We start from the raw sequence: 13,637 nt of genomic DNA on the forward strand, positions 1-13,637 counted from the left end.
AGGGGAGCGGTCATAGAGCAAGGCCAGGGACCGCGTCGAGGTCGAGGCCTGCGAGCTCGTTCTTCTCGAGGTGGTGGAACGCAGCGCAGGCGATCATCGCGGCGTTGTCAGTGCTGAGGTCCTTGGGCGGCAACAGAACGTGAAGCCCCCGTTCTCGAGCCGCGTCCGAGAGCCGCTTGCGCAGCTCGGCGTTGGCTGAGACTCCGCCGCCGAGTCCGATCAGCGAGATGTCCTCTGATTGGGCAAGCCTCAGAGTTTTGTGGATCAAGACGTCGAATACGGCCTGCTGGAACCCAGCGCATATCCTGCTGACCATGCTGGCCTCGAGCTTGGCCGAGGCATCTTGCGGTGAGGCAATCCCGAGCTCGAACCTGAGGTAGTTGAGGACTGCTGTCTTGAGACCGGAGAAGCTGAAGTCGTAGTTGTCGTGCCTGATCATCGGGCTTGGGAAAGAGATGCAATCGCCGCGTGACTGGCTCGCCAGCCGTTCAATCACCGGGCCGCCCGGATAGCCCAGCGAGAGCGCCTTTGCTACCTTGTCGAACGCCTCGCCGGCCGCGTCGTCAACCGTCCGGCCCCTGAGTTCATATTGACCGAAGTCTCTTGCAACGTAGAGGCTGGTGTGGCCGCCGGAGACGACGAGCGAGACAAACGGGAAACTGCATTGAGCGCTTGGGGTAAGAAGAGGCGAGATGATGTGCCCCTCAAGGTGGTTGACGGGCACCAGTGGCAGGCCGCGTGAGTATGCGATTGCCTTGGCAACGCCTATCCCAACAAGCAGCGCACCGACAAGCCCAGGGCCTTGCGTAACCGCTATCGCGGAGCAGTCGCCGAGCGTGCAGTCCGCATCCGAAAGAGCTCTTCTGACAACCGATATGATGTTCTCAATGTGCCGCCGGCAGGCAATCTCCGGCACTACGCCGCCGAACTCGGAGTGGTCAGCGATTTGCGAGGCGACGACGTTGGAGAGAATCTCTCTTCCGTCCGACGCAACCGCGCAGGACGTGTCGTCGCAGGATGTATCTATGCCTAAGATAAGCGTCAAGTAACACTACACCTCGAGTTCCTTACCAAGCGTGGCGATATCGAAAAGATGAAGCGGCCTCTCCTTGCCAGTGCTCATGTCGAAAGTGAATATCCCACTTCTGCCCGGCGCAAGCCGCAGGAAACACAGCCCGTCCTGCTCGAAGCCGGGGAGCATCACCAGCAGCTTCTGGCGATCATCGACGAGCATCTCGGAGAAGATGGTGCGGTGGCCGTGGCCATAGACGACAAGGTCTGCGCCCGACTTCATCGTTCTGTATGCCGAATCGAAGCAGTGATAGTAGAAGTTGCTGTTCTTGCCGATCACGTAGTTCCTGCTGACGTGTGCAGAGCAGTTGGCCACATGAAGGCCTATATGAGGCGGCAAAGCGTGGAATAGCCAGGCCATGGGTCTGCTCCTGACGACCTTCCTGAGAATCCTATAGCCGATATCGTCTGGATCGAGGAGGTCGCCGTGCTCTACGTGGACCTTGGCGCCCAGGTAGTCCAGCTGAAGCGAGTCGGCGAAAATCACTGCGGGCAGCGCTCGCTCGAAGAATGGCCCGAGGTTGAAGTCATGGTTCCCGTGCAGGTATTTGAAAGTAACACCGCTGTCGGCAAGGTCCAGCAGCTTGGATAGCGCCGGCACATAGCAGTACGGAACCACATCGCGATATCCGAACCAAAAACTGAACAGATCGCCGTTTATGATAATTGATTCGGCCTCAGGCTTTATGAATTCGAGGAAGCGAACGAAGCAGGCCTGAAGCTCGTTCTCCCCTGGCGCAAGATGAAGGTCCGAAACTGCAATAAGGCTCATTGATCAGGAAAGCAAGAGGCGATACGCGCCCATCGAAGCTGTCTTGTCGGTCGAGCAGGTTAAGGGGTGAAGCCTTTGAGGAACTTGCGCCTCGTCGGATGCCGTAGCTTCCTGAGGGCTTTGGCCTCGATCTGGCGAATGCGCTCCCGCGTGACGTTGAACATGATGCCCGCCTCCTCAAGGGTGTGCTCGTATCCGGTGTCGATGCCCATTCTGAGCATGATTACCATCTCCTCGCGCGGCGTTAGATACTTTCTCAGAAGCTGGTGGGTGATCTCCCTGAGGTTCTGACGATCGACCGCGTCGGTCGGGGATATTATCTTCTTATCCTCGATGAAGTCGCCGATGTGGCTGTCCTCCTCCTCGTTGATCGGGGTCTCCAGCGAGATCGGCTCTTGAGCTATTTTCATGATCTTGCGAATTTTGTCCGGAGGTATCGCGAGCCTCTGTGCGAGCTCATCTGGCGTCGGCTCACGGCCAAACTCCTGCACCAAGTAACGAGAAGTGCGAACAATACGGTTGATAGTCTCGATCATGTGGACCGGTATCCTGATCGTTCGAGCCTGGTCCGCCATTGCCCTAGTGATTGCCTGGCGTATCCACCACGTAGCATACGTCGAGAACTTGTAGCCACGTTTATACTCGAATTTGTCAACTGCCTTCATCAGCCCAATGTTGCCCTCCTGAATCAGGTCGGACAGATGCAATCCGCGGTTGGCATACTTCTTGGCGATACTTACAACCAGCCGAAGATTGGCCTCTGAAAGCTCTCGTTTGGCCTCCTTGGCGATCTCCTGGCCCATCGCAACCCTGTGCGATACCTGCATCAATGCAGGCAAGGTCATCCCCGACTCGGCCTTGATCTTCTTTATCTTTCTGCGCCGGTCCTTGATTATGCTGTCTATCTCCCTGAGCTCCTCCAGCGTGAACCCTATTTGTCTCTCTTTACGGTCTCTGTTCTCGACAGCAATGCCGCGCAGCCTACGTATCGCGTTCCTGATCTCCTGAACCGGCATCCCGCAGTGTTCCTCATATTTGCGAATCTCTTTCTCGCACTCCGTCCACTGGTTCAGAAGATCGCGTATTTTCTCGGTGATCCTGTTGACGTACTTCGGGTTTAGATTTAGTGACATGAGCTTCTGGATTATCTCGGCAAACAGCTTGCCGGCCCTCTTGCGGTTATCCCTGGTCGCGGTCGCATCCCGCCTGCAAAGCCGCATCATGCTCAGATAATCCTTGTATCCCGCCTTCACATCGGAGAGTGTGTTAAGAACACGCGCACGATCCTCGTCCTCGTCATAACTCTCCCGATAATCCTCAACTTTGACGATCTCCCGAATGTTGTCCCGCCGCCTCCGGTCAGCCGCAAAACGCAACAGGTCCTTGATGCCCAACGGGGAAGACACAACGGCCTTGAGAATCCTGGTCTTGCCGATCTCGATCCGCTTGGCGATTCTGACCTCGCCCTCTCTATCCAAAAGCGGCACCTTGCCCATGTCCCGAAAGTACATCTTCAACGTGTCGGACACATTAACGGGCGAGTGCTCCTTGGCCGAGTCGTAATGATGTTCATCCATATCCAACTCGTCATCGGCGTATTCAGGCGCCTCCTCCGGCACAGACTCCTGCACGAGCTGGTCCATCAACTCGTCGGCGCCAGCGTCCACGATCTCGATGCCGTGCTGGCTCAACGCCATCATCAGGTCATCCAGCTCCTCGCCAGATACCGGAACGCCAGAAGGCAACTCGTCGCTTATCCACTGGTAGGTAACTACCTTGCGACACTTTGCTTTCTTAAGGAGTTCCTCCCGTAACCTAGCCAGACTCGTCTTTGTCACCATTTGGGTACCCCTAGAGGAATTGGGATTATTTACGCTCTAATTACCGAACAACAATTGCGGGCTATCGCAGTCCAAACCGCTTCTGACATGTCCATGCTATTTCTAACTATATCATCGATCGCGAGATCTGTCAACCAACAAAGCGCAAGATTGACAGAACGCTCCGACAAAATCGGGCCAGTTGCGGGCCGCCTCGCCGTCAATTTGCCGCATACGTGGGCCTTTTGGCCGGGGAAGCTCTACAAACCGCCGGCGTCCGGGGCTCGCCCTACGCTCGATAGGTCCCGCCAATCCGCACGCAAGCTCCTCGCAGATTCCATACACCCGCTAGTGCGCATAAAGCGGGAAGCCCGACGTGAGCTCCTTGACTTGCTTGCCAACCCGCGCCACGACGCCCTCGTCGCCGCGGCTGTCAAGCACATCGGCAATGAATTCTCCCACCTTTTCCATCTCTGGCTCTTTCATCCCGCGTGTTGTGAGCGCCGGCGTTCCGAGCCTGATCCCGCTGGTTATGAACGGGCTTTCCGTCTCGAACGGGACCGTGTTCTTGTTACAGGTAATGTTCGCCTTGTCCAGCCACTCCTCCGCATCCTTGCCGGTCATACCCTTCGCGCTCACATCGACCAGCATCAGGTGCGTGTCCGTGCCCCCAGAAACAAGCCGATACCCCCTATCCATGAGCGTCTTGGCCAGCGACGTCGCGTTCTTCACAACCTGACCGATGTATTCTCTGTAACTGTCGGTCGCCGCCTCCTTGAGCGCAACCGCTTTCGATGCAATGACGTGCATCAGAGGCCCGCCCTGCACCCCCGGAAATACGCTCCTGTTGATCAGCTTCCGGTCGGACTTGGTACACAGAATGATCCCACCGCGCGGGCCACGAAGCGTCTTGTGTGTCGTTGTCGTAATGAACTGGCAGTGTGGAACGGGGCTCGGATGCTCCCCAGCAACAACCAGGCCCGCGATGTGCGCAATGTCCGCCATGACAACGGCGCCGACCTCGTCCGCTATCTCTCTGAACCTGGCGAAATCCAGTGTCCTCGGATAGGCGCTGCCGCCAACCTCGATCAGCTTCGGCCTGTGCTCGAGTGCCAGCCTCTCGACCTCATCGAAATCGATCTGCTCAGTCTGCCGATTCACGCCATAGGGAACGACGTTATAGAGCTTCCCGGAGAAATTGACCGGGCTGCCGTGCGTCAGATGCCCGCCGCAGGTGAGCGACAGCCCGAGCATTTTGTCGCCCGGCTTCATCACCGCCATGTATACCGCCATGTTCGCCTGAGCGCCTGAATGAGGCTGCACGTTGGCGTAGTCCGCACCAAACAAGCTCATCGCGCGTGACCTCGCGAGCCGCTCGGCAACATCGACAAACTCGCACCCCCCATAATACCTCTTGCCCGGAATGCCCTCCGCATACTTGTGCGTCATCACACAGCTCTGCGCCTGCCGAACAGCCTCGGATACGAAGTTCTCCGACGCGATCAGTTCCAGCTTCTCGAGCTGACGATGCTCCTCGTTCATTATCGCCTCGTAAATCTCTGGATCGACCTCTTTGACAATCTCCATCGAAAGCATCAGTTGATCTCCTTGTCCTTCAGTCAGTTGAATAGATCGCTCGAATTGCAGTCGCTGTTTGGCTTGGCCTTCGGAGCCTTCTTGAATGTTACATTCACGTGCTTTGATGGGGGGTAGTTGACGCCCTTGCCGCCAATGAGCTCCTCGACCGAGAGGACCTGGATGCGGGGATAGCGCTTGTTCCAGCCCGGAGAATGATAAAACTCCGCTCTTGCGGCCTCCCTTTGCATGGGCTTTGTGGGCGGCTGCATGGTTATCAGGACGCCCATCTCGGCATTCTCGCGTTCCATGACGCCCCTCAGGTCCCGAATGTGCGAAACACCTACGTGGCCCGCCTTCACCGAGAAGATTATCTGCTTTGTCTCGCGGCCCTTGCCCTCGTCGTGGAAGTAGAGTCGCCCGTCTATCCCCTCGTCCGCTCCTTTCTTCTGCTCCGCAGGCCTTGCCCCTACCAGACCCAACGCCCACCACTGGAACTGATACGGGTCCTGCTTGGCAAGCTCCATCGCCCCAGAAATGGATACTGGCTCGCCAACGATGTCGTAAGTGTCCTTGATCTTCTCCCCAAATGTGTCTTGAAGACGATGCTTAATAAGCGTCACTGCCAAGTGCGTTACGTCGATCCCGATCCAGCGCCGATTGAGTTTCTGCGCTACAGTAATGGTCGTCCCGCAGCCACAGAATGGGTCGAGAACAACGTTACACTCGTTGCTGCTGGCTCTGATAATCCGCTCCAGAAGAGCCTCCGGCTTCTGCGTAGGATAGCCCAAACGCTCCTTCGCCACAGGATGTACGTATGGGATGTCCCATACATCGTGCATAGCCACGCCTTTGCTTGGGTCACGGTCCATTAGCCGGGTCTTGTCCTGGATAGCGCGGCCTCCCTCTACTTTGCGTTTGAAGGTAGCAATTGCAGTTTTTTCAGAGAATGGTTGCATTAGTTTGTTGTAAACCCAAGTCCTGGTCTTACTGTACCAGAGCAAAACGTCATGCATTTTTTGAAAGGTCTTCGAGGCAGCGGTCCACCTCCGGTAATGCCAAACGATCTCATTGCGGAAATTACGTGTGAATACCGCATCCATGAGCAGCTTCAGGTAGTGGCTTGCCGTGGGGTCGCAGTGCAAATAAATGCTGCCGGTCGGTTTCAGAACCCGATTTAGCTCCACCAGTCGCGGCGCCATAATGGCGAGGTAGGCCATCATGTCGTTATGGCCGAGCAGCTTTCGGAAGGCCTGCATCGCCTCAGAGACCTTTCCCCCCGCCTCGACAATGTCCTGATAAGATTCTGCCGCCTCCTCGCCCCAGAACCAGGTGTCATCAAACGCCTTGATCTGAGCCCTCGAGCGAGCCCCATTTCTCTCGGCGAACAAGACATTGTAATCCTGGTTGCTCTTGAAGGGTGGATCGAGGTAGATGAGATCGACCGACTCATCCTTGATGTGTAGCCTTAAGACCTCCAGGTTATCTCCGTAGTAAAGGATGTTCTTGTCGGACATTACTTGGCCTCAATCATTCATCGATCACGAACAAACCGTTATCGATACGACCCGCCCCGGCGACATGAATGGCCCCGGCATTTAGATAAGGCTGTTCTCAATCTTCTTGATTCTATCCAGACGGCGGCTGTACTTGCCGCCCTCGAAGTCGGTCGTCAGCCACACATCCACTATGGCCTTTGCTACCTCATCGCTTATGACACCGGCGCCGAGGCACAACACGTTTGAATCGATGTGCGCCCTGGACATTCGGGCCATGAACTCGTTCGTGCAAAGCGCGGCATATATCCCCTTGAACTTGTTGGCTGCAATTGACATACATACGCCTATGCCACAGAGCAGTATGCCCCGTTTGACCTCGCCCTGGACAATCGCTTTGCAGAGCTTCTCAGCATATTCGGGATAGTCCACCTCAGCGCTGCTATCCGCGCCGAGGTCCATAACCTCATAACCCGATTTCGTCAGATGTTCGCACAACACACGCTTCATACTGAATCCGGCGTGATCGGACGCAATCGCCACTGGTTCCATCAAGACGCCTCCTTCTGCCCAAGTCTGTTCCTAATCTAATAATGCTCTCCATCGAGCGCATCCATTGTCCTACTTATGCCTGTTGTATTGTGCGCACAACCCCACTGCTGCGGGCAAACGGTTCGCCTGCGCAGATGCCCTGCCGGCGACGCATCATTCCGCAATGTTCTCCCCCTCTATCACCCTGATTTCCCCTGTCCTGCGAGAGTGCCTTCCGCCCCCAAATGCCGTGTTCAGCCAGACTTCGACGATGCCCTTCGCGACCTCATCCCCCAGCACCCGACCGCCCAAACACAGAACATTCGAATCGTTGTGCTCACGCGACATCCTGGCCATGAACTCGTTCGTGCAAAGCGCGGCATATATCCCCTTGAACTTGTTTGCCGTAATCGACATGCCGATCCCTGTCCCGCAGACTAGAATGCCTCGTTCGGCCTGGCCAGCAAGAATCGCCTTGCACAGCCTCTCGGCGAAGTCCGGGTAATCAACCGAGGCAGGGCCTTCAGTGCCCAAATCAAGAACCTCGTAGTCCAAGGCTCTCAAATGCTCGATCAGCACCCGCTTCAGCTCGACGCCTCCGTGGTCGCTGGCTATCGCAAGTCTAGTTTCCATAACAACTCCCTACTGACCGAGTTTCACCCTCACCTCATCGATTATCAAGGGCATCGCATCTTTTATGGCCCCGAACACCGCCTCATAAGCCTGTTTTTGAAGCCCATACGGGTCAGGAACATCCAACACTAGCATTCTACGCTCGACGGCTGGCAGGATCGAGCTCAACTGCTCCGCGTGTCCCTGGCTCATAGCCACGACTATGCTTGCATCCTCGAGCATTCTCTTATTCACCTGTCTTGACACGTGATGTGAGAGATCAAGCCCGTTTTCCGCTGCGACCTCTATCGCCCAATGCGAAGCGCCACGGCCATCCAAATCCAACGTCCCAGCAGATTCGGCGACAACACCCTCGGTCCCAAGCACCCTCAGCTCCCTTTCAAGCAACGCGGCCGCAAGTGGGCTCCTACAGATGTTCCCGCTGCACACGAATAAGACTTTGAACCTACCCCTGTCCGTCTCAGGCAACTTCAACTACGCGTTCAGAAGGTTCATGGCCTCAAGGCGCGTCTTTTCCCTTTTCTGGAACGCGCCCCGAACAGCGGACGTCGTGGCAACGCTTCCTGACTTGGCGACGCCACGCATCGACATGCAAAGATGCTCCGCCTCGATCACGACTAAGACACCCAGCGGGTTCAGCCCCTGCATGATCATGTCCGCGAACTCGCTAGTGAGGCGCTCCTGCAACTGCAAGCGCTTGCACAGTGTTTCCAAGACGCGCACAAGCTTTGAAAGCCCAACGATCGCCCCCTCACGGGGGATGTAGGCGACGTGTGCCTTGCCCAGGAACGGCAAGAGATGATGCTCACACACAGAATACAACGGGATGTTCTTCACCATCACCATCTCGTCGTGCTTCGTCTGATAGACTTTGCTCAGCAAATCCCTGGGGTCCTGTCCTATGCCCGAGAATATCTCCTCGCACATCCGCGCCACCCTGTTCGGCGTCCCAACCAGACCCTCTCGCTCGGTGTCCTCGCCAATGCCCTCAAGTATAAGCCGAACGCCCTGCTCTATCTTCTTGGGGTCCATTTATCTAGCACCTCTTATCTTTGCACGTCCTCAAACCACAATACTCCACTGACCACAGAAGCAACTGGTCTCACAGGTCAGACAAGATAACGCCACCAGCCCCGTCAGTCAATTGCGACCCAGTGTCTGGGCGGCGGCCCATAGGTGCCCACGGCACAGCCATGTAGGGGCGGTTCACGAACCGCCCTTCGCCCTACGGAGCCCCGATCGGACTAGACCAGGGCGATTCGTGAATCGCCCCTACGGTGCCCGATGTTTTTGGACAGCCTCTACAACTGGCCATGCCACCCAGGCCCAGGGTAAGGGAGCGGAGGCTCTCCGCCGCCCCTACATGAATGTGAACGAGGCGCTCGAGATGTCGGTTATCATGTTGAAAGTGCCCTGCTCGAATATCGCTGTCATCCAGGTGTATTGCCCAGTCGCGAAATCTTCCGGGAAGTCGTAGATGAGCACGAGCACCGTTGGCATCATCGTCCCGGACGGCAGCATGCCGCTCATAAACGGCGCCGGCAGGTCCCCGCCAGGATAATAGAAGAGCGTGCCGTCAGGCAGCATACAGGCGATCTGGATGTCGATGTCTATGTCCGGCCCCGGATTCTCGTAACTTATCGCAACCGTCATCACGTCCCCCGCGTGGTACTCCTCGCTGTCGGTCCCTATCGTTATCGTGGGTCCAGGCGGCTTGACGCCCGACTCGCGGCACAAAAGGCCAGCCGGCGTTGCGAACCAGACGTCGCCGTTCGGGGCTATCGAGATGTCGCGTATCTCGTTGACGGGAATGCCGCTGTCGATGTCCCACATCTTCCACTCGTGGCCGTCGAAGTAGCCCAGGCCGTCGGCCGTGCCCACCCAGACGTTGCCCTGCGCATCGCACTCGATGCAGTTGATAGCGTTCGAGGGAAGCCCATCATCGACCGTGTACCGAGCCAGCTCCCCTGAAAAATCCACCAGGGAGACTCCTGTATCCTTGAACCCGAGCCAAAGCGCGTCGCGGCCTGCGCAGGCCATCGCCGTTACGTTCTGATACTCGGGCAGCCATCTGACAACGCTGTTTCCGAGAAAGGCCGCGACGCCCGAAGGGATGCTGACCCAGACCTTGCCGAGCTCGTCGAGGGCGATGGCCTGCGGACTACCCCACGACTCGGTTGGCCAGGACATCCAAGAGGCGCCGTCGTATCGGGCGAGGCCGTTTAGGGCGCAGACCCAGAGCCTGCGCTCGTAATCGCAGCAGAGGGCCTTGCAGTAGCTGAGCGGTATCCCATCGCTGCCGGCCCTGGAGTAGTTGATGAACGTGCCCTGCCACTTCCGCAGCATGCCCTGTTGGCCAAACCAAATCGCGCCTGTCCCGTCGAAAGCGATGTCATAGACGGCGTTGACGCCGTAGGCCTCCGGGCGGTAAAGGACCTCCCAGTTCGGCGCGTCGTAGTATCCGATTTCGGCCTGTCCACACCCGTAGAAGACCTTGCTTCGCTCATCGACGGCGACGGAGTGCACGTCGTTGCTCATGACCGTATCGCCGGGAAAGTTCGTCCAGAGGCCGTTCTTGTAGCTCGCTATGCCCTGAGTGGTGCAGATGAACACGGTTCCGTCCGGGGCGCAGGCGACGCCCATGGTGACGTTCGATTCGAGGCCGGAGTTGAGCGTGTTGAAGGTGGTCCAGCTCTCGCCGTCGAACATGGAGACACCTGAAGTATAGTCGCCGACCCACACCCGGCCGTCCGGACCTACATCTACAAACATGGGCATATAGCCAGCAAGACCGTCATCGGGCATGTATGAGTGCACCAGGACGCCATCCTGAAATCGATGCGCCAGGTTCATGTCCGTTATCCATACTTCGCCCGACCCGCCGACGGCCATGTCCGTCGGATCAAGGAGGGGCAAGTCGTCGAACACCCTCCACACGCCATCTCTGTACCTGGCAAGCCTCCCTCCCTGTCGTGAGACAGCGAACCATCCCGTCCCGTCTTGCTCGAAACATATTTGTTGTGCATAGAAGCTAGGTACACCTTCTACAGAGCGCCAGATTTCGCCGTCGAAGCGCCAAAGCTCGCCCCACAACGAGCACCACACGCTTCCGTCGGGCGCCGCGGCAATAGCCCCAATGTTACCCGGGAACTCGTGCCAAGCAACGAAATCCTCAGCTATGCAGAAGACCTTGTTCCACGAGCCGACCCACACCCGGCCCTGAGTATCGATAGCGAGACCTATCGACCAGGTAGCCGCCTCAACGCGGTAGGTCTTATACTCGCCCGTCGATGGCACGAAGCTAACAACTCCTCCGGGACCGGCCCTAAACCATAGGGTCCCGTCAGTGCCCACCTGCGGGTAGCTGACACCCGTAGCGCAGAACGGATTATCATAAAGCACGAAGTCGCCCGCATTGACGATGCCGCAGAAGAGAACAACGAAGCAAATGAAAGACAGAAGACTCTTCATTTTCCAACTCCTCTCTTGATTCTTCACAGGATTAAATGGGGGGCCGGACACTCCCGGTCCCCCAGACCTCTTAAACTACCTCTTCAGCCTATCCGCCGCAGTCTCCGGTCATTAGGCTGTATGGCAGGGAGCCATCCGGATCTCGGCTATCGCAATCCTCGCACTGGAAGTAGTAGTAATAGGTGCTGTTCTCGTCCAGCTCCAAAGCTACGACATGCAAGACGCAAAGCGGCTGAGGGCTTTCGCCGATCTCCGTGAGATGCGGCACAAAAGCTGGGTCCCCATCTTTCTTGATGTACAAATATACATCATGAGGCGGGTCCACCAAGTTGTGGTAAACGCTGAAAGTGAACACGCAGCTGTTGACGCCAGCTACAACGCCGCCGTTGCACAGCGCATCGCCCGAACAGCAGTTATCAGCCCAGACATACAGAGCGATGCCGGCACCCACCACCAAACAGATTGACAAGACTATCAAAGATCTTTTACTCATCGACTATCTCCTTTACTTGAAAGTCGTAGTTTGGTAGGTTTCCCTACCGTTTCTGGCGAGCGCCGCATGGCGCTCAACCTTGCCGGCCGGGGGGCTAATGCCTCCTGGTCGGCTTTCTTCTCAGCTCGACAATTCTTCAGTCTGCATTCTTGGCTGATATCGACCTCCTCTCTCTTAAGCTCATTTCCGATTCTCCCGGCCGAGGGGCTTCAGGTCTCTTGGTCGGCTTTCATGCCGAAAATCACCGAGGTGAAACTTCTGCGCGGTGTGCATAGGTGGGCCTCGTTCGTTTGGGTCGGCCGTCTCCGCCCTGTCCTTGGTAGTTAGTGCGAGGGAGGAGGCTATCGCGGGCAAGAGGGAATAGCGCACGACATTCCCCCTACGACATGTAGCAGCAGTTGAGAATGACGCCGCAGAATGTAGGAACCTCATCCCATTCCCCTATTTTATCCTACAACCTTACTTAAAATATGACGCCTGCAACTAGAAGCGTCAAGTGTTTTTTTTCGGACGTAAACACCGTCCAAAGCACTGCTTTCGTTTCAGGAGAGCACGGAGTTTGCCCAAGACTTGGGTCGGGCAGGTTGTGGCTGTGGGCTGTGCCTGATTGGCCGAGGCAGCCTCAAGCCGCATATCGCTTTGCTCTTCCTTGCCTCTATCTTGACGGCGGGCGGCGATGAGTGCTATCTTGCGGCCGGCACCTAGGGTCATAGGACAACTGGCTGCCTGAGATGTAGTTGAACTTGTTTTAGCAAGATTGGCTGGGTCGGGGCCTTGCCCACACCCGCCAACCTAACTAGCCGGAATGGAGGCGGAATGGCAGTAAATCTCAAAGGACGCGACCTTCTTACGCTCGGTGACCTCACGCTCGAGGAGATCATTCAGATACTTGAATATGCTCAGACGCTCAAGCTCAAGCACTTTGCAGGCGAGCAGCACAGGCTGCTTAAGGGCAAGAACATCGCGATGATATTTCAGAAGCCGTCGCTTAGGACGCGGGTCTCCTTCGAGATCGGCGCCGAGCACCTGGGTGCACACGCCGTCTATCTTGCCCCGGACGACATCAAGCTCGGCGATCGGGAAGGCGTCGCGGACACCGCGAAGGTCCTGTCGCGATATGCGGACTGCATTGTGGCAAGGGTTCTCGAACATAAGACAGTGGTGGACCTTGCGGAGTTCGCGAGCGTTCCAGTCATAAACGCGCTATGCGACACTTATCATCCCTGTCAAGTTCTGGCGGACTTGTTGACGATATGGGAGAAAAAGGGCGAATTCGATGGCCTCAAGCTGGCCTTCATCGGAGACGGCAACAATATGTGCAATTCGTTGATGCTTGGCTGTTCGGCCGTGGGAATGGATGTTAGTATCGCCACGCCACCGGGGTACGAGCCGAACCCTACTATCGTTGAGCGGGCGCGGGAGATAGGCTCCGCCGGCGGGGCGGAAATCCTAATCGGAAATGATACTAAGGAGGCGCTCAAGGACGCTGACGTGGTCTATACCGATGTCTGGACCGGGATGGGGCAAGAGGATGAGGCCGACAAGAGGAGAAAGGACTTCGCCGGCTACGGGCTGAACGCCGAGCTGGTATCGGTCGCGGCCCCGGACACAACTATACTGCACTGTCTTCCCGCTCATTACGACGAGGAGATAACCTTTGACCTAGTCCACGAGGACCCGCGGTCGGCAGTCTTTGATCAGGCCGAAAACCGCATGCATGTGCAGAAGTCGGTCTTGGCGCTGCTGGTTAGGTGAGGTCTGAGATGCGTTTCTCG

At 56.9% G+C, this 13,637-nt stretch carries 12 protein-coding genes; 1 reads left to right on the forward strand and 11 read right to left on the reverse strand.

Translation table 11 applies throughout. The annotated features are described in order from the left end of the window. Nucleotides 1-10: 10 nt before the first annotated feature. From tsaD to VM163_02535, 11 genes are all read right to left on the reverse strand, one after another. Complete coding sequence (gene tsaD, locus VM163_02485; GenBank protein HUT02741.1) at nt 11-1,045, reverse strand: tRNA (adenosine(37)-N6)-threonylcarbamoyltransferase complex transferase subunit TsaD; 1,035 nt, start codon at nt 1,043-1,045, stop codon at nt 11-13. Between the two features lie 6 nt (nt 1,046-1,051). Beyond that, entirely contained in the window at nt 1,052-1,843 is a 792-nt protein-coding gene (locus tag VM163_02490; protein HUT02742.1) for a UDP-2,3-diacylglucosamine diphosphatase, read from the reverse strand. Between the two features lie 59 nt (nt 1,844-1,902). Then, nucleotides 1,903-3,684 (reverse strand): RNA polymerase sigma factor RpoD, encoded by a 1,782-nt coding sequence (rpoD, locus tag VM163_02495; protein HUT02743.1) that lies wholly within the window; start codon nt 3,682-3,684, stop codon nt 1,903-1,905. Between the two features lie 327 nt (nt 3,685-4,011). Further along, nucleotides 4,012-5,250 (reverse strand): serine hydroxymethyltransferase, encoded by a 1,239-nt coding sequence (gene glyA / locus VM163_02500; protein ID HUT02744.1) that lies wholly within the window; start codon nt 5,248-5,250, stop codon nt 4,012-4,014. 32 nt (nt 5,251-5,282) lie between these two features. After that, nucleotides 5,283-6,755, reverse strand: a complete 1,473-nt coding sequence (locus VM163_02505) for a DNA methyltransferase (protein ID HUT02745.1) — start codon at nt 6,753-6,755, stop codon at nt 5,283-5,285. 81 nt (nt 6,756-6,836) lie between these two features. Then, a complete protein-coding gene (rpiB, locus tag VM163_02510) occupies nt 6,837-7,286 on the reverse strand; it encodes a ribose 5-phosphate isomerase B (protein HUT02746.1) in 450 nt (149 codons plus the stop codon). A gap of 153 nt (nt 7,287-7,439) precedes the next feature. After that, entirely contained in the window at nt 7,440-7,898 is a 459-nt protein-coding gene (gene rpiB / locus VM163_02515) for a ribose 5-phosphate isomerase B (protein HUT02747.1), read from the reverse strand. 9 nt (nt 7,899-7,907) lie between these two features. After that, the gene (locus VM163_02520; protein HUT02748.1) at nt 7,908-8,372 is read right to left on the reverse strand and encodes a low molecular weight phosphotyrosine protein phosphatase; all 465 of its coding nucleotides are present in this window, start codon (nt 8,370-8,372) and stop codon (nt 7,908-7,910) included. Beyond that, entirely contained in the window at nt 8,373-8,930 is a 558-nt protein-coding gene (folE, locus tag VM163_02525) for a GTP cyclohydrolase I FolE (GenBank protein ID HUT02749.1), read from the reverse strand. It lies immediately after the preceding gene. Nucleotides 8,931-9,257: 327 nt separating this feature from the next. Continuing rightward, the gene (locus VM163_02530) at nt 9,258-11,369 is read right to left on the reverse strand and encodes a two-component regulator propeller domain-containing protein (GenBank protein HUT02750.1); all 2,112 of its coding nucleotides are present in this window, start codon (nt 11,367-11,369) and stop codon (nt 9,258-9,260) included. 88 nt (nt 11,370-11,457) lie between these two features. Beyond that, the gene (locus VM163_02535; GenBank protein HUT02751.1) at nt 11,458-11,862 is read right to left on the reverse strand and encodes a hypothetical protein; all 405 of its coding nucleotides are present in this window, start codon (nt 11,860-11,862) and stop codon (nt 11,458-11,460) included. A gap of 816 nt (nt 11,863-12,678) precedes the next feature. On the opposite strand from VM163_02535, the gene argF reads away from it, so the two are divergent. Further along, complete coding sequence (gene argF / locus VM163_02540; GenBank protein HUT02752.1) at nt 12,679-13,617, forward strand: ornithine carbamoyltransferase; 939 nt, start codon at nt 12,679-12,681, stop codon at nt 13,615-13,617. The last annotated feature ends 20 nt before the right edge of the window (nt 13,618-13,637 follow it).

The organism is bacterium (assembly GCA_035527515.1).
Taxonomy (GTDB): Bacteria; B130-G9; B130-G9; order B130-G9; family B130-G9; genus B130-G9.